The sequence below is a fragment of the Pseudomonas sp. genome (assembly GCF_050739775.1).
In the GTDB taxonomy this organism is placed as follows: Bacteria; Pseudomonadota; Gammaproteobacteria; order Pseudomonadales; family Pseudomonadaceae; genus Aquipseudomonas.
The window spans coordinates 1-18,092 of record NZ_JBOICA010000066.1 but is presented as its reverse complement, the minus strand read 5'-3'; the positions used below and the strand labels follow the sequence as shown (position 1 = coordinate 18,092).

Annotated in this window: 9 protein-coding genes, 4 tRNA genes and 1 pseudogene; all 14 read left to right on the top strand. The window is 58.9% G+C overall.

Going from position 1 to position 18,092, the window contains the following annotated elements:
• Positions 1–245 precede the first annotated feature (245 nt).
• The 14 genes and pseudogenes from ACRESH_RS23135 to ACRESH_RS23070 all read left to right on the top strand — a co-directional run bounded on the left by ACRESH_RS23135 (position 246) and on the right by ACRESH_RS23070 (position 17,890).
• Positions 246–321, top strand: a tRNA-Ala gene (locus tag ACRESH_RS23135).
• Positions 322–399: 78 nt separating this feature from the next.
• Positions 400–475, top strand: a tRNA-Glu gene (locus ACRESH_RS23130).
• 53 nt (positions 476–528) lie between these two features.
• Positions 529–604: transfer RNA gene (locus ACRESH_RS23125), tRNA-Ala, on the top strand.
• A 44-nt stretch (positions 605–648) separates the two neighbouring features.
• Positions 649–724 (top strand) — tRNA-Glu (locus ACRESH_RS23120).
• 190 nt (positions 725–914) lie between these two features.
• Positions 915–1,454: a TetR/AcrR family transcriptional regulator gene (locus tag ACRESH_RS23115; RefSeq protein ID WP_431744155.1), complete on the top strand. Its 540-nt coding sequence runs from the start codon at positions 915–917 to the stop codon at positions 1,452–1,454.
• 27 nt (positions 1,455–1,481) lie between these two features.
• Complete coding sequence (locus ACRESH_RS23110) at positions 1,482–2,315, top strand: alpha/beta hydrolase (protein WP_431744154.1); 834 nt, start codon at positions 1,482–1,484, stop codon at positions 2,313–2,315.
• A 44-nt stretch (positions 2,316–2,359) separates the two neighbouring features.
• Positions 2,360–2,800: an acyl-CoA thioesterase gene (locus tag ACRESH_RS23105; protein WP_431744153.1), complete on the top strand. Its 441-nt coding sequence runs from the start codon at positions 2,360–2,362 to the stop codon at positions 2,798–2,800.
• Positions 2,801–2,848: 48 nt separating this feature from the next.
• On the top strand, positions 2,849–3,808 hold the full coding sequence (locus tag ACRESH_RS23100) for a tRNA dihydrouridine synthase (RefSeq protein WP_431744152.1): 960 nt from the start codon (positions 2,849–2,851) through the stop codon (positions 3,806–3,808).
• Positions 3,809–3,923: 115 nt separating this feature from the next.
• Positions 3,924–4,370 carry an Hsp20 family protein gene (locus tag ACRESH_RS23095; RefSeq protein ID WP_038608656.1) on the top strand — a complete coding sequence of 149 codons (447 nt, stop codon included), beginning with the start codon at positions 3,924–3,926 and terminating at the stop codon, positions 4,368–4,370.
• Positions 4,371–4,628: 258 nt separating this feature from the next.
• Positions 4,629–4,946: pseudogene (locus ACRESH_RS23090) on the top strand (transposase); the annotation flags it as partial.
• A 137-nt stretch (positions 4,947–5,083) separates the two neighbouring features.
• A complete protein-coding gene (locus ACRESH_RS23085) occupies positions 5,084–6,790 on the top strand; it encodes a ShlB/FhaC/HecB family hemolysin secretion/activation protein (RefSeq protein ID WP_431744151.1) in 1,707 nt (568 codons plus the stop codon).
• Between the two features lie 24 nt (positions 6,791–6,814).
• Complete coding sequence (locus ACRESH_RS23080) at positions 6,815–16,864, top strand: hemagglutinin repeat-containing protein (RefSeq protein WP_431744150.1); 10,050 nt, start codon at positions 6,815–6,817, stop codon at positions 16,862–16,864.
• On the top strand, positions 16,861–17,085 hold the full coding sequence (locus ACRESH_RS23075; protein ID WP_431744149.1) for a hypothetical protein: 225 nt from the start codon (positions 16,861–16,863) through the stop codon (positions 17,083–17,085). The genes ACRESH_RS23080 and ACRESH_RS23075 overlap by 4 nt, the downstream gene beginning before the upstream one ends.
• Positions 17,086–17,458: 373 nt before the next feature.
• A complete protein-coding gene (locus tag ACRESH_RS23070; RefSeq protein ID WP_431744148.1) occupies positions 17,459–17,890 on the top strand; it encodes a hypothetical protein in 432 nt (143 codons plus the stop codon).
• The last annotated feature ends 202 nt before the right edge of the window (positions 17,891–18,092 follow it).

Sequence of the window (18,092 nt, the reverse complement as noted above, 5' to 3'; positions counted from 1 at the left end):
GTGCAAGCCCGCTCCTACAGTGGGAGCGGGCTTGCACCCGCGAAGAGGCCCGCAACCCCGCAAAACCGGGGTATTCCTGCAGGCTGGACGGTAAGTGTTTGTTATCTCGGAAATTTTTTTTGAATTTTGTTGAAAATATATTTGACAGGTTCGCCATCCGATCTTAATATGCGCCCCGTCCACAGCGATGAACGAAACGAAACGCGAAGCACCCAGCCAAGCGATTCAGTTCAAAGCGACATAGTGGGGCTATAGCTCAGCTGGGAGAGCGCCTGCATGGCATGCAGGAGGTCAGCGGTTCGATCCCGCTTAGCTCCACCAAATTCCGATCCGTAGTAGGTTTTAATGACTGCGGAATCAACCGGGTTCAAGTAGCCAGGTTGTAAGGTAAGAAGGTTCGTCCCCTTCGTCTAGTGGCCTAGGACACCGCCCTTTCACGGCGGTAACAGGGGTTCGAGTCCCCTAGGGGACGCCAGTTTTACACAAGCGATGTTGAAAGAGATCGCTGGGCCGCGAGGCTAGAAATCTGGGGCTATAGCTCAGCTGGGAGAGCGCCTGCATGGCATGCAGGAGGTCAGCGGTTCGATCCCGCTTAGCTCCACCAATTTTGCCAGGATTCGTGAAAACGGATCTGTACGAAGGTTACAAGTCCCCTTCGTCTAGTGGCCTAGGACACCGCCCTTTCACGGCGGTAACAGGGGTTCGAGTCCCCTAGGGGACGCCATTTTACCCACTTTGTGGGATTTCAAGGCTCATTCGATTATTGAATGAGCCTTTTGTTTTTGCCTCGAAAAAAGTTCTCTTTTCTTTTTCCTCTTCCTTTTCCTTCCTCTGTACGACAAGCGGCAGGGGAAAGTGCTTGCAGAAAAATATTATGAGAATAATATTCTACTCATAATATTCGGAGGCAGGTCATGAACGACAAAAAGGCAAAAACCCGCGAACGGATTCTAGATGCTGCCTGCAGCGCACTGATCCAGCACGGCCCGGCCGAGCCCAGCGTCAACCAGGTCATGGGGGCTGCCGGACTCACGGTGGGGGGCTTCTACGCGCACTTCGACAGCAAGGACGCGCTGATGCTCGAAGCCTTCAGCCAGCTGCTCGCAGAGCGTCGGGCGTTGCTTGCCGAGGTCGACCCGAACATGAGTGGCGAAGCACGTCGCGCCCTGGTCGCCGCTTTCTACCTGTCGCGTAAGCACCGTGATGCCACCGAGCGAGCCTGCCCGCTGCCCAACTCGCTGGGTGAGATGGCGCGGCTGCCAGATACCTTCCGCCAGGTGCTGGGCGAACACATTGAATTGATGATGGCCAATCTTGCTGACAGCCCCGAAGAGGCCGACAAGGTCCTCGCCGACCTGGCCTTGATGGTCGGTGGCCTGGCCTTGGCCCGCGCCTTGGGCACAGACGAGCTGTCTGACCGTATCCTGCGTGCCGCCAAGTCGGCGGTGGTCTGATCGAGCGACATCCACTGGAGCGAAGCGATGAATACCTTGAGCTGGATTCGTAGCGTTAACGGCACCTTCGGACGGCTGGCGCCGGAACATGTCGCCGGCAAGATGCGCCGCGCCTTCATGACCCCGCGCAACCTGCCGCCGCGCGAGTGGGAGCTGCCACTGCTGGCCCGCGCCGAGCGCATTACCTTGCGTTTCGGCTTGTCGGCGCTGCGTTGGGGGCAGGGTCCGACAGTGTTGCTGATGCACGGTTGGGAAGGGCGGCCGACCCAGTTCGCGCACCTGATCGATACCCTGGTGCAATCGGGCTACACCGCCGTGGCCCTGGAAGGGCCGGCCCATGGTCATTCGCCGGGCCATCAAGCGCATGTCGTGTTGTTCGCTCGGGCCTTGCTGGAAGCCGCTGCCGAGTTGCCGCCGCTGCACGCGGTGATCGGCCATTCCATGGGTGGCTCCAGCGTCATGCTGGCCTTGCAATGGGGGCTGCGTGCTGAAATGGCGGTGAGTGTTGCCGCGCCTGCGCAGCTGCTGGGTGTATTGCGCAGCTTTGCCCATCGCCTGGGCATGCCGGCGCGGGCGCGGGCGGCCTTTGTGCGCCAGATTGAGCGGGATGTCGGCATACCGATCGCGCGTCTGGACGTCAGCGGCTATCAACTGGAAATCCCTGCGTTGATCGTGCATGCCGAAGACGACAACCTGGTGCCAGCCAGCGAGGCCCAGGCGATTCACCAGGCCTGGTTCGACAGTCGTCTGTTGTTGCTGCCTGAAGGCGGTCATCAGCGCGTACTCGCTGACCCCCAACTGATCGAAGGCGTAATGGCGCTGCTGGCGCGTCGTCGCGCAGCGGCGCGGCAATCGGCTTGATCATCCGTTACACTCTGCCCGTTCAACAAGGACCTGGAGCGGGCATGAGTTGGGATCTGGCAACACCGTTCATTATCGACCTGCGGGTCGCTGCCGATGACATCGATGGCCTCGGCCATGCCAATAATGCGGTCTACGTCACCTGGCTGGAGCGCTGTGCCTGGCGTCACTCCCAGCGTCTGGGGCTGGACCTTGCCGAGTACCGGCGCCTGGACCGGGCCATGGCGGTCGTGCGTCATGAGATCGACTACCTGGCGGCGGCTTATGAAGACGACGAGTTGCAGCTGGCGACCTGGATCGTCGACTGGGACCAGCGCCTGAAGATGACCCGACGCTTCCAGCTGGTGCGCCCCAGCGACGGCACCACCTTGCTGCGCGCGCAAACCACCTTTGTCTGCATCGAGTTATCCACAGGACGGCCAAAGCGCATGCCCAGCGAGTTCATCGACGGTTATGGCCCGGCGCTGATGGCCGGAGCACTGTAACCTGCGGATTTTGCTAGACTGCCGGCCTTTTCGCTCGAGATGCAACCCATGCAAATTGCCCTGGCCCCGATGGAGGGGCTGGTCGACAACATCCTTCGTGACGTACTGACCCAGGTGGGCGGCATCGACTGGTGTGTCACCGAGTTCATTCGCGTCTGCGACAGGCTGTTGCCTGCGGCCACCTTCGACAAGCTGGCGCCCGAGTTGAGCCAGGGCGCGCAGACTGCGGCCGGGGTGCCCTTGCGTGTGCAACTGCTCGGTTCCGATTCCGTCTGCCTGGCAGAAAACGCGGTATTGGCCTGCGAGCTGGGCGCGCCGGTCATCGACCTGAACTTTGGCTGCCCGGCCAAGACCGTGAACAAATCTCGCGGCGGGGCGGTGTTGCTCAAAGAGCCGGAACTGCTCCACGCCATCCTCCGTGAAGTACGCCGCGCCGTGCCTGCGCATATACCGGTGACCGCCAAGATGCGCCTCGGCTTCGACAGCCCCGATGGTGCCCTGGACTGTGCGTTGGCCCTGGCCGAGGGTGGTGCCGAGCAATTGGTGGTACATGCGCGGACCAAGGTTGACGGCTACAAGCCGCCGGCCCATTGGGAGTGGGTGGCGAAGGTGCAGGATGTGGTCAAGGTGCCGGTGTACGCCAACGGTGAAGTCTGGACCCTCGACGACTGGCGGCGCTGCCGTGAGGTCAGCGGTGTCGAAGACATCATGCTCGGCCGCGGCCTGGTCTCGCGTCCGGATTTGGCCCGGCAGATCGCTGCTGAACGCGACGGCGTCGAGTTCGTACCGATGGACTGGCAGAGCCTGCTGCCGCTGATCCAGGACTTCTGGGGCCAGGCCCGGGCGCAGATGACGCCGCGCCAGGCGCCGGGGCGCTTGAAGCAATGGGTGGCGATGTTGACCCGCACCTACCCTGAAGCCGTGGCGTTGTTCACCGAACTGCGCCGGGAAACCGACTGCGATCGCGTTGAGCAGTTGATCGGCATGCCGGTCAGCGAGGCGGCCTGAAAATTTTTTTGTGGGGTTGCTTGAAAAGTTGGCGAGGGTCCTTATCTAAGGAGTACGCGATGCCGAAGTCGGGTCGCGCTACTACACAACCTCGCTGATTTTCAGGAGATGCACCATGACTACTGCTTTTTCTCTGGCTCCACTGTTCCGTCATTCCGTAGGTTTCGACCGTTTCAATGACCTGTTCGAATCCGCGGCGCGTAATGAGGCGGGTAGCAGCTACCCACCCTACAACGTTGAAAAGCATGGCGAAGACCACTATCGAATCGTCGTTGCTGCGGCCGGTTTCCAGGAGCAGGATCTTGACCTGCAAGTGGAAAAAGGCGTCTTGACCGTCACTGGCGGCAAGCGTGACAGCAACGCTGAAAGCGTTACCTATCTGCACCAGGGCATTGCCCAGCGGGCGTTCAAGTTGTCCTTCCGTCTGGCCGACCATATCGAGGTCAAGGCTGCAGGGCTGGCCAACGGTCTGCTCAGCATTGACCTGCTGCGGATCGTGCCGGAAGAGGCCAAGGCCAAGCGCATCCCGATCAATGGGGATAGCAAGCCTGCGTTGAACTGAGTGATGTGATGCAAAAGAGGGCGCCTTCGCAGACCGTGTGAAAACCCAGAGAGCGTCAAACCTTGATCATTAACCGATCATTTTTGGCGCTCTCTCACTCATTCTGAGTTCGATTGAGTCAGAACTCCTGAAGATTTCGCGTAGCAACGACCTCTTCAGGAATGAGTTGGAGTTTTCACACAGTCTGTTCGGGTGCCCTTTTTTTGGGTTCTTCACGGAATCCCGGGGGCTATGATCCTTGGGCTGGGCTGCTGGGGGCTCTTCGTCGACAGTGCATATGCAGGAAAATGGGCTCAACGCATGCATCAAACGCACGCGGTCGACGTTCAAGTGATCCGAGGGCCAAACAATAGAAGAACGGGGAAATGGCACTCCGAGCAGGGCGATCTGTTCACTGTAGCGCCCGCCCCGACCGGCTTCGTGGTTATGCCCAGGCGCTGGGTGGTGGAGCGGACTCATGCCTGGAATGAGAGGGCTCGGCGACTGATCATGCACCACGATCGGTTGCTCGCCGTGAGCGAGGCATGGGTGTGGCTGGCCGAAGCACGCATACTCGCGCGTCGACTCACTACATGATTTTGTCTACACCCTCCTAGCCATTACAAGTCGTCCCTTAACCATTCTCGAATGGTTCCATTCATTGACGCCAGAATAATGGCTGTCTAATATCGCGCCACTATTGTGCTATCACTCTCCATTTCGAGGGATCGAACATGTACCCACCCGCCCTCGTGGCGAGGTTGTGCCTGGCTTTGCTGTGCCTTTCTCCGCTGAATCTTGCTCACGCCGCCCCCACCCCTGGTGAAACCGATCTGATCCGCGAACGTCAGGACCGCTTGCTCGACGAGCAGCGTCGGCGTCTCGAGGAGCTCAAGGAATTACCCGGCAAGGAAGCCCAGCCCGCGCCACCGACGGCCCCGGCCGACACCCGTTGTTTCCCCATCAAGGACATCGAACTCAAAGGTGCAGACAGTCTCTCCGACAGCGAGAAAAATCGCCTGCTCAAGCCTTATATCGGTCAGTGCCTGGGCGTTACGCAGCTCAACGAGTTGCTGAAAGTCATCACCGATCACTACATCGAAAAAGGCCTTGTCACCAGCCGTGCCTACTTGCCGCAGCAGGATTTGTCCGGCGGGCATTTGAAGGTGCTGGTGGTCGAGGGCCGGCTTGAAGGGTTGAAGGGTGCGGAGGGCAGCAAGCTGTCGGACCGTGAACTGGGGATGGCTTTTCCTGGCAAGAGCGGGGAGCTGGTCAATCTGCGGGAAATCGAGCAGATGGTGGATCAGCTCAACCGCTTGCCGTCGAATCAGGCGCAGATGGAGTTGTCTCCGGGCAAGAACGTCGGTGGCAGTGAAGTGTTGGTCAAGAACACGCCGCAGAAGCCGTGGCGTGCCGGGTTGTCGCGCAGTAACGACGGCCAGCGCAGCACCGGCGAGCAGCAGTGGGGCACGACGTTTGATTGGGACAGCCCGCTGGGCCTGGCCGATCAGTTGATGCTGCGCGGCGGTCACGATGCGATGACCGATCACCAGCACACCTCCAACAACGCGATACTCAATTACAGCGTGCCGTGGGGCTGGTGGAACTTCAGTTACACCTATAGCCAGAGCGAGTACCGCTCGCAAGCCCAGGCCAACGGCTTCAATTTCAAGCAGACCGGCGACAGCGAAAACCATCAGTTGCGTGCCGAGCGGGTGATCCATCGCGACGCCCTGAGCAAGACGTCCCTCAGCACCGGTATCTCGTCCCTGCGCACCAACAACTTCATCGAAGACAGCAAGCTCAAGCTGAGCAGCAACCGTATCAGCGAAGCGCAGTTCGGCATCAACCACGGTCGGCGGGTCGGCAGTGCCTTCGTCAACCTTGACCTGGGCATGCAGCAAGGTATCGGTGCGTTCGACGCCCAGGGTAACGGCGATCCGGGCCCCGGCGAGCCGAACGCCCGTTACCGCAAATACACCGCCACCGCGAGTTATCTGCAGCCGTTCAAGGTGTGGGGCGAGTCCTTCAGTTTCAGCAGCCTAATGACCGGCCAGCGCAGCGAAGACGTGCTGTTCAGCCCGCAGCGCACCAGCCTCGGCGGGCAGTCGTCGATCCGCGGTTACAAGGACCAGTCGTTGTCCGGTGACAGCGGCGGCTACTGGCGCAACGACCTGCGCTGGAGCCATCCGATCGCTTTGGAATGGCTGCGCCCGGTGTTCGCCGAGTACGGCACCAGCCTGGGTTACGACCAGGGTGTGATCCGTGGTGACCGCTACAACGGCGATCAGCACGGGCGCATGTCCAGCAACTCCGTGGAGCTGTTTGCCCGGGGTCAGCATGTGGCCGCCAGCGTGACTTTTGCCCATTCCCTGGAACGCCCTGATGTGCTGACCGAGCGCGAAGCGCCGATCTATTTCCGCGTGGATTTCTTCCTCTAAATTCTGCTTTAACGAGATTCGATCATGGATGTTCGCCAACTGGCCTTTCTGGCCGGCCAGCCCGCTGCTGCCGTAAAAAACCGTGAACACTTCTGGGGCATGCCCAAGCGCGGGCTGGCGTTTCTGTTGGCCAACGTCATGTTCTGGCAACCGATATGGGCCCAGGCCGAGGGCATCGTCGTCAGCACGCCGGGTACCACGCTGGATAACGCCGGCAACGGAGTACCGATCGTCAACATCGCCACGCCCAACGGCAGCGGTCTGTCGCATAACCAGTTCCACGATTACAACGTTGGCACCCAGGGCGTGATCCTCAACAACGTCGCCAACCAGACCGGTGCGACGCAGTTGGGCGGGATCATCATTGGCAACCCGCACCTGAAAAACAGCGGCGGGGCACAGACGATACTTAACGAAGTCATCGGCGGCAGCCCCAGCCAGTTGCGCGGTTACACCGAAGTGGCGGGGCAATCGGCACGGGTCATCGTTGCTAACCCTTATGGCATCAGCTGCAACGGTTGCGGCTTCATCAACACCCCGCGCGTGACGTTGACCACCGGCAAACCAGTGCTCGACGGTAGTGGTCGTCTGGACCGCTTCCAGGTCGATCAGGGCAGTGTCTCCATCGATGGCACGGGCCTTGATGCTAGCCAGGTCGATGGCTTCGAAATCATCACCCGCAGCGCGAAGATCAACGCTGAAATCCATGCAAAAAACCTGACCATCGCCGCCGGTCGCAACGATGTGAATGCGGACAACCTCAACGCCACCGCCCGCGCCGATGACGGCAGTGCCAAACCGCAACTGGCCATCGACTCTTCGGCCCTGGGCGGCATGTACGCCGGGGCGATCAAGCTGGTGGGCACCGAGCAGGGCGTCGGTGTGAAGCTGGCGGCGGAACTGGCGGCCAGCGCCGGGGATATTCAGATCGACGCCAACGGCCAACTGAGCATGGTCAAAGCCACCGCCAGCAACGTCGTCGACATCAAGGCCAAGAGCCTCGATGCCCAAGGACCGGTATACGCCGGAACGCAATTGGCCGTGCAGACCGCCGAAGACCTGGTCAACCGGCAAAGCCTCGCGGCCAGGGACTCGGTGCGTCTGACGAGCGGTGGCAAACTGACCAACCTCGGCGTCATCGAAGCCGGGGTCAATGCCGACAACAGCCGCAACGCCAGCGGTGATCTTGTCCTCAACAGTCAGGCGCTGAGTAACAGCGGCAGCCTGTTGGCCAGCCGTTCCTTGAACGTGCAGACCGAAGGCTCGCTCGACAACCAGAACGGCATCATTCAGGGACGCGACGTCACGCTCAATGCCGCTCGATTGCTCAACCTGGGGATCAATGCGCGGATCTTCGGCGAAGGCCGTCTGGCGTTCAACGCCCCGGCCATTGTCAACCTCAACGGCCTGATTCGCTTCGCCGATGGCCAGGCCGCGACCCTGACCCTCGACAGCCTGGACAACCGCCAGGGCCGCATCGAAATCGCCGGCGGCAGCCTGACGCTCAACGCCCGGGAGCTGAAGAACGGCGACGGCAAAATGATTGCCGGCCGTCTGGACCTGGTCACCCGTCAACTCGATAACACCAACGGTTTGATCGCAGCCAATCAGACCGACGCCAAGGTCACGGCCAGTGAGCGCCTGGACAACGGCAAAGGCAAAATTCAGGCTCAGACCGCTCTGTCGGTGTCCGGCGGCGAACTGCTCAACCAGGGCGGCACGCTGGCTGCCGATGAAGTGACCGTCAACGCCACCCGCGTGGATAACAGCCAAAAAGGCGTGATCAGCGCCGAAGGCGGTGCGCTGAACCTGACTCTCGACGAAGACCTCGATAACCACGATGGCAAGGTGCAAGCCTCGACCCATCTGGCCGTCACCGCCCAGAGCATCAACAACCGCAACGCCAGCCTGACGGGTAAAACCCTTGAGCTGACCAGTCGCGGCAAACTCGACAATACCCAAGGCACAATCTCGTCCGAAGACAGCGTTCTGGCTACCCAGGATCTGGACAACACTCAAGGGCTGATTCAGGGCAACACAAGCCTCAAAATCGTTGGCCGTGACCTGGATAACACCGAGGGCAAGCTGCTGGGCGGCACCGTCCATACGACACTCGACAATCTCACGCAGAACACCAACGGCACCATGAGCGCCGAGGCCGGCAAGCTCACGCTGATCGTCACTCAACACCTGAACAGTGCCTTGGGCCGATTGCAGGCCACCCATGGGGACGTGGACATTCACGCCGCGAGCATCGACAACCGCGCAGGTGTCGTGGCCGGTCAGCAATTGTTGCTGGTCGCCGAAGGCGGGCGCATCGACAACCGTGGCGGGTGGATCATGGGCGATCGCCTGGACCTGCAAGCCGCCAGCCTCGACAACAGCAATAACGGCCTGCTAGCGGCGGGCGTTGACGGTGCACGGTTGATCCTCAAGCAGACGGCCCCCGGTCAGTCACAGTTGCTGAACATCAAGGGCCGGATTCAAAGCGAAGCCGGTCTGCAGATCGAGAGTGACACGGTCGACAACAGTGCCGGTGTCCTGCTCGGTAAAACCATCGACGTTACCGCAGGGCAACTGAGCAACAACGACAAGGGCGGCATCGTCAGCAGCGATGGCACCATCGAACTGAAAATCGCCGGTGTTTTCAGCAACGTCACCGGCGTGGTCGACGCCGGTGATCAGCGCCTGCTGCTCGCTCGCCTGACGGAACTCGACAACCGTGGCGGCACCTTGCGTGGCAAGCGTCTGGACATCAGCAGCACGGCCGTCGACAACCGCAACGAAGGCCAGATCATTGCCGGCAGCGATGGCCTGAAAATCGTCGGCACGAGCCTGCAAAACCAGCAAGGTGTGATCCTCGCCAACGGCAGCCACGCAGAGCTGGCGCTGGGCCAGGGCAGCCTGCAGAACCAGGGCGGTACCCTGCAGGCCGACAGTCTGGACATCACCGCTGCCGACCTCGACAACAGCGCCGTCAACGGCAAGGCCGGGCTGATTTCCAGTCTGCTGGGCGACTTGCAATTGACGGTCACTCGCCTGACCAACCGCGCCGGCAAGTTGTTCGGCAAAGACCAAGTCATCTTCGATGGTTCAAGCCTGGACAACGCCGGCGGTGAGATCAGCGGCACGCGGCTGGGGCTTGAAGCCGTCAGCCAGATTCTCAACCAGGGCGGGCTGATCGAATCGGCCACCGACCTGAACCTCATCAGCGGCCAGTTGAATAACAGTGCCGGTGGCCAGGTTCGCGCGCTCGGTGGTGCGTCGAGTCAGATCAAACTGACCGGCAACCTGAACAACCAGAACGGCGTTATCGAGATCGGCAGCAAGGACCTGATCCTCAGCGGCGTTCAGCTCAATAACCTCAGTGGTAGCGTACGTCACGCGGCGCAAGGCCTGTTCGATCTCGACCTGAATAACCTGACCGGCAGCCAGGGCAGCCTCACCGGTCTGGGCAATGGCAGTTGGGACATCGGCTCAGTCAACGGGGTGGGCACCTGGCAACTCAACGGTGGCCTGACCTACACCAGCGCCCAAGACCTGACCCTCAATGCCGGTGACCGTATCGCCAGCGCTTCGGCGCTGAGCCTGAATGTCGCCAACCTCACCAACGCCGGCGAGCTGCTCAGTGACGGCAACCTGTCGCTGACCCTGGGCGGCAATCTGCTTAACAGTGGCCGAGTCTCGGCCAAGCAAAAACTGACCATCGGCGCCAACGATCTGATCCAGCGCGACGGTCGTCTGGTCAGTGGTGGCGACACGCAACTGAACTTGCGTGGCACCCTCGACAACCTCGGTCGCCTGATCGCCAATCAAAACCTGACGGTGACGGCGGCCCGGATCGATAACAAAGGCACCCTCGGCGCGCAAGGCAAGGTCACGCTCAAGGCGGCCAACGGCATCAGCAACGGCGCCGATACGCTGTTGTTCAGCGGCGGCGCGATGGAGCTGCACGGCAACAGCCTGAGCAACTATTTCGGCGATATCTACAGCCGCGGCAACCTGACGTTCAGTGCCCTTGATGGTGGCCGTGCGGCCTCGTTCAGTAACCTGTCGGGCACTATCGAAAGCGAAGGCGACATCGACATTAACGTGGCGTCGCTGGTCAACGCCAAATCCGAATTCGAACTGACGTCCGGGCAATCTTCCGGCAGCCTGGATTGGGAGTGCGGTCAGCACTGCGGGGGGCACGACGGCTGGAAACGCGGCAAGATCACCATCACCACCCAGTTCAACGACACCGTACTCAAGGACTCTCGCGCTTCACGGCTGGTGGCCGGGAAAAACTTCACCGTTCACGCCAATCAGGTCGAAAACCGTTACAGCCTGATGGCGGCCAACGGCAACCTCGACCTGACCGCCGACAGCCTGCTCAACCAGGGTGCCGCGTCACGCTCGGGACAGCGGGTCGTGATAATCGGTACCCCCGGTCGTATCGACAACAGCCTCTGGGACAAGATGGAGTTCATCGATGTCCCGGCGTTCAACGCGGCGACAGCCGCGGGCAATTTCGATGAAGCACGTTTCAAGGAACTGAGCGACCGTTCGAGCGACAGTCGGTTCGCGGTACAGAGCGACGTCACCACCTGGAATGAAAACGGCAACAACGTTTACGCCGCCGTATTGCAAGCCGGTGGCAACGTCCGACTGAACGTCGCCAACACCATCCAGAACGGCACGCTTTACGACAACACCTTCGGCCAGCTGACCGGTTCGCTGAGCAGCGACCAGACCGCCTCGGTCGGCGGCATCAACATCAACCTGGGCAAACGCAGCACCGACGCCAGCGCCCAGGTGGCCAAGGACGTCACGCGCATCGAGCGCGTGGATGCCGATGGCGTGAAGCAGGTCAGCTTCGTCCCGGTCGACTTCCGGGGTGTGCCATTTGCCGCCGTGGACCCGACGGCGTCTTCGACTTTCCGACTGCCCAAGGGGCCGTACGGCATGTTCGTGCAGAGTCGCAACCCGCAAAGCCGTTACCTGATCGAAACCAACCCGGAGCTGACCCAGTCCGCGGCATTCATGAGTTCCGATTACCTGCTGGGCAAGCTCAACTTCAGCGCCGATGAAGCCGCGCGCCGCCTCGGTGACGGTCGTTATGAATCCCGTTTGATCAGCGACGCCGTGCTGGCTAAGACCGGTCAACGTTTTCTCGCCAACGGCCTGAACGACGATAACGAGCAATTCCGTTATCTGATGGACAACGCCCTGGCCAGCAAAAACGCGTTGAACCTGTCGCTGGGCGTCAGCCTGACTTCCGAGCAGGTTGCGGCCCTGACCCACGACATCGTGTGGATGGAAGAGCGCATCGTCGATGGCCAGAAAGTGCTGGTGCCGGTGCTGTATCTGGCCCAGGCCGAATCGCGCAACGTGCGCGGCGGCAGCCTGATCCAGGGCCGTGACCTGACCCTGATCGCCGGCAACGACCTGGTCAACGTCGGCACCCTGCGCGGCACTCACGACCTGTCCGCCGACGTCAAGGGCAGCCTCTATCAGGGCGGCCTGGTCGAGGCCAACGAACGCCTGAGCCTCATGGCCACGGACAGCATCCGCAACGCCCTGGCCGGCGAAATTCGCGGCAACCAGGTCAGCCTCACCACCCTCAAGGGCGACATCGTCAATGACCGCACCGCCATCGCCGTGGGCGAAGGCTCCGGCATGCGCACCCTGGTCGACGCCGGCGGCAGCATCAGCGCCCGCGACACACTGACGATCAAGTCTGCCCGCGACCTGACCAACTCCGCCGCCATCAGCAGCGGCGGCGACGCCAGCCTGAGCGCCACCCGCGACCTCAACCTGCTGGCCACGCGCAACGAAAGCGAAATCCACGACATGGCAGAGGGCGGCCACCGCTCCATCACCACCACCACCGTGGAAAACCTCGCCTCCAGCGTCACCAGCGGCGGCAACCTGACCCTCAACGCCGGCCGCGACATCAACGTCATCGCCAGCACCGCCAAGGCCGAAGGCAACCTCACCGCCGACGCCAAAGGCGACCTCACCCTAGCCTCGGCCGGCGACGAACACAACGTCGAAACCCGCAGCAAGGACGGCAAAAAACGCATTCACGAAGAGTACAACCACACCGTACAGAAAGCGGCCGAGTTCAGTGCCGGCGGCAATGTGATCACCCGCTCCGGTGGGGACACGACGCTGGTGGCGAGCAAGATTAGTGCGGGGAACGAGGCGTATGTGTATGCGGGTAATGACCTGACGCTCCAGAGTGCAGAGGACAGCGATTACAGCTTCTACAGCAAAACCAAGAAAAGCTCCTCGGGCAAGAAGAGTCGACTCGACGAGGTGGCCAGCACCACCAACATCGCCAGCGCAGTGACCTCCGGCGGTAACAGCACCCTGCTGGCCGGTAACGACATGCTGATCAAAGGCAGCGAGATTGCGGCCGATAAAGGTGGTGTGCAACTGGTGGCCGGCAATGACATGCAGATCGTTGCGGTCACTGATTCGAACAGCGCCCGCCATGAAAGCAGCTCCAGCAAAAGTAGCTGGGGTGGCTTGAAGTCAAGCAAGGTCAAGGATCAGGTTTCTGAGACACAAAGCACTGCTGTTGGCAGTGTGATCTCGGGCAATACCGTGGATGTCGCTGCTCGTCGTGACGCCACAATCACCGGTTCGTCTCTGGTCAGTACCCAGGATCTGACTGTACAGGCCGGCCGCGACCTGACCATCAACGCAGCGGAAAACACCTTCACCCGCAATGAACTCCATAAGGAAAAGAACCGCGATCTGACCGGTGTGCTGACAGCCAATAACCTTGGCGTCGATGACATCACCGGCAACCAGCACTTGTCGATCAGCCGTCAGAATCACACCGGCAAGTCATCCCAAACCACTTTGACCGGCAGCACCATTGGGTCCAGCGAGGGCAACGTCAGCCTCACCAGTGGACGTGAGCTGAATGTAATCGCCAGTGACCTCGTCAGCACCAAGAACATGAGCCTGATCGGTTCCAAAGTGACCATTGCCGCCGGAATGGAAAGTGCGAGCCAGAGCAGTACCGACAAATCCAGCAGTTTGGCGGTGGGGCGGGTGATTGGCGGCGCGATCGTTGATACGGTCAATACGATTCGCAGTTCAGTAAAAGCAGCTAATGACGCGGACGACCCGCGACTTAAAGCGGTGAAGCTGGCTCAGGCGGCAATGGCGTTCAATGATCTGGGCGGTATGGGCGGCGACACCGAAGGCGCGGGCTCGGATCATGGGAAAAAACAGGGCTCCGCCAGTAATGGTTCCCTGATCAAGATTGGCACGGAGCTGGCCAACACCCACAGCAAAAGTACCAACGAGTACAACAGTCAGACTGCCAAGCAAAGCACGCTCAATGCCGGCAAAAACTTGTTGATTATCGCCGATGGCGGTGCGCCGGGAACGGCGGGTGATATTCATGTGATTGGCAGCAGCTTGAAAGCCGCCGACACTGTATTGCTGGCGAAAAACAACATCACCCTGGAAAGCGCGCAAAACACCGCCAACTGGGCCAACAACAACAGCAGCAACAAAACCGCCATTGGCGCCAGCTTCAACCTAGGCGAGCAGAACGGGTTCACCCTTGATCTGGGAGCTTCCATCGCCAAGAGCATGGGGACTGGTAGTTCCGTTACCCAAGTCAACACCACCCTGGATACCGGCTCTCTCTCCCTGCACAGTGGGCAGGACACCACCCTGGCTGGCGCGCAGGTACGGGCCGACAGCATCAACGCGTTGATTGACGGCAACCTCACCATCACCTCGCGCCAGGACACCGAGACCCAGAAGAGCAAACAGGGCAGTGCCGGTTTCGGTGGCAGTATCTGTATTCCGCCGTTCTGCTACGGCGCACCTGTGGCCGTGTCCGCAAGCCTGGCCGCCGGCAACATGAACAGCGATTACAAGGCTGTGACAGACCAGAGCGGCCTGTTTGCCGGCAAGGGTGGTTACGACATCACCGTCGGTAAAAACACCACCTTGCAAGGCGCAGTCATTGCCAGTGAGGCGTCTGCAGGCAAGAACCTGCTCAGCACCGACCGTCTGATCGTCAGCGACATCAAAAATACCAGCGAGATCAGCGCCCAGTCGGCAGGCTTTTCGGCCTCCTATGGCAGCAATGCCGGCTCAAGTGTGGGCGGCAGCGTTCCGCTGTCACTGAGCGATTCGGACCATAGCAGCACCCGCAGTGCTGTCAGCGAAGGCACCATCATCGTGCGCAACGCCGCGGGTGCGAATGATCTGGTGGGACTGAATCGGGATACTGCAAACGCCAATCAGACGTTGGACAAGCCTGATGAAAAAGCGATTCAGGAGCGGATTGATCTAATCCAGAGCACGGTCGCGCTGTCCAAAAACATCATCGGCAAAGTCGCCAATGCCCAGCAGCAGGCGGCCAGCGACAAAATCAAATCAGCGACGACTGAAGAGGAACGCCAGGCCGCGATCAATGAATACGACAGCTGGCGAGCAGGTGGCGACAAACGCTTTATGGCGGACATCGCCGCTGGCGTGATTGCAGCCGGCTTGGGGAGTGTGGGTGGTGCGACGGCGATTGGCCTTGTAGCCAATACCACGGCGGCAGATACCTTCAGAAAAATAGGTGACTACGCCGATCAACAGCTAGCGGACGCGATACGTAACAAGGACACGAACCTGCAAGCGGCATGGGCTGAAGGTGGCTCGGCACGTGTCTTGTTGCACAGCCTGGCAGGTGCCGTACAAGGCTTATCCAGTGGCTCGGTGGTGAACGGTGCCCTTAGCGCAGGCGCGTCGGCGGCAATCATGCCGGCATTGGATGAAGTGCTGAAAGGTTACGGTATCGGACTGGCAAGCCGGGATGCGTTCGGCACTTTGATCGCCGCAGGCTTGGGGGCGGCCGCCGGAGGCGGTGGTTCGATTGCGCAGATGAGCGGTGCTGCTATTGCTGCCAATGTTGAGCAGTTCAACCGTCAGATGCACCCCGCGGAAATTCCGCTGCTTAAGGCACAAGCGCAAGCATTGGCCAAGGCAGCAGGTATCACCGAAGCCGAGGCGGAAGCGCGCTTGGCCAGGGCATTGGTGTACTACACCGATGCGGGCTGGCGTATGGTCATTGACGCCAAATCGTCGGTACCTGATGACACCACCCTCAAATATTTGGGTATTGCATTAGCGCCGTTGGCGGATACCTATGATGTTGTTGCGACAGTCAACGGTTTTCCTGTGCCCAGCGACAATAAGAGCTACACGCCAGAAGAAACTACGCGTCTGCTTCAAAATTACGGCGTTAACCACCCTCAAGCGTATGCAGATAACCGCCTGAACGGCGATTATCTGAATCCGAATTTCAATTACATTCCAAAAGTTGAAGACTTCCGTAACCTGGATTTCTATGAAAAGAATCTGAATTTCCGTGACGGTTTTGGTGACTTCGCGACGGGTGTTCTCACCGGTTCGGCACAGGGGTATTGGGACGCGACTACTGGAATGGCGACCAATTTCTGGACGCTGGGCAGCAGCCTTCTCAGTCACCCGGTGGATACAACGAGTCAGATCGCAAACGGTCTCTTGTTGTCGATGGCGAGCTCCGATAGGCTGTTGAGCAGCTATCGTGATAACAAGAATGATGTAGAGATACTGACCTATCTGTATCAGTTGCAAGGCAACACGGCCGCTAGCGCGGCGGTTCGAGCAAAATATGATGCGGAAATGGCAATTAACCTAGTGCCAGCGGGGCGGATTGGGAAGCTGGGCGAGGTTGGTGCAAAAGGCTCTGGAGGTGCAATTGACGCTGGCTTTGATACTGCTAACCTGCAGAGTAAATTGCAGGGGTACCTACTTGATGCAGGGCACCCTCAGAACCAAACCAAAGCCACTTGGTTTCAGCAGGCTCTTGGCTTTGACAAGAATAATTGGGAGGGGTTGGCGTCGCAGATTCAATTTAATGAAGCGAAGGCCGTGGTGACAAAAACAACTCAATATGGTCAGACTTTTGAACAGAAAATCCCTATTGTCGGGACTAATGGGAGAACCATTGACGTACCTTTCGTATTTTTGAAAGACGGCTCAGGTACCGTTCGCCTTGTAACAGGAATTCCGGCAAAAAAATGAATATATTTCGCGAAAATGATGTCGTTCTTCTCCGGGAAGGGGTAGAGGCCAAAATAATTACTGGAGATGAAGTCTTTATACCCGAAGGGACCGAAGGCACAATTGTTATTGTGCATGGCAGTGCTGATCAGCCCTCGGCCTATGAGGTTGAGTTTTTCATTCCCGAGCAAAACGATTTTGCTCTAGCTACGGTGGATGCAGGTTTAGTATGTAAAGTCTGATTGTTCCTTTGGTGCAAAAGGCATCCAGAAGGTTCCCGGTTTGGGAGAGGTAGATGACTTCTTTGCATCACAATCGACTAATCTCAATAAAAAGCTGGGAGCAAAAATTGGTGAGGGTCGCTTACCCTATGAAGCAAGTAGGACTGGTGTAGAGCAGGCTAAGGCAACGGTTAAAGAAACCCTAGAGAACGCCACATCTGTGAGCCCAGTAATCCCCAGCTCAACTGTTCGAGGCAATTACGATCTTGTTCATGTGTACAGCTCCAAGACTAATAGCACCGTGAGCTTAAGGGTGCTGCCGGACGGAAAATATGAGTTTGATACATTAATTCCAGAGAAGTCATCGAAATTTTAATGTGGGGGATGAGAGTCCATGCTGATCAAAGAAATTTTGCGCGATATCAGATTTCGTTCGTTTTTTATGAGTGGGGATTTGGTTTGTGAATTTTTGGTGCTTTTTTTTAAAATGTCTATCGCAGGGTGGGTGTCGCTAACGGTTAGCGAGGGCGTATCAAAATTTACAGTGCTAAATTCAGAGCCAGGGTTACTCGAGTTGTCAGAAATTAGTGATGATTTTGCGTACCCGATTAGGTCGTTAAATGGTCTGGATAAGTTTTTAGGGTTAGAGATTTTGGCCGTGTACGAGTACAGAATTAAGAATGTCGACGAAGGTTGCGTTGGAGTATATCTGGATTTTGGTGGTTGTGGACTTAGTATCATTGAGTCTGATGAGTGCCTGTCGGTTGTAGAGGGCGCGATGCAATATTTGGATGGCGAAATTTCTCTGTATAAAATAGAAGTTTAGTTGGTGCAAAAGAAACCGCAACAATATCAGGTGAGGCAGCAAGTGTTAATGCTCAAGCTGCTTTGAGGGCAAAACTTTCAGGGTTGCAGAAGGCACAACAGACAGCAGCTATCACGAAGACGCTCCCTGATGGACGAATTCGTTATTACACACAGGAAGTGCCTGCTCGTACCGAAGGCACTACTCGTGGTGCTTCGTTTGC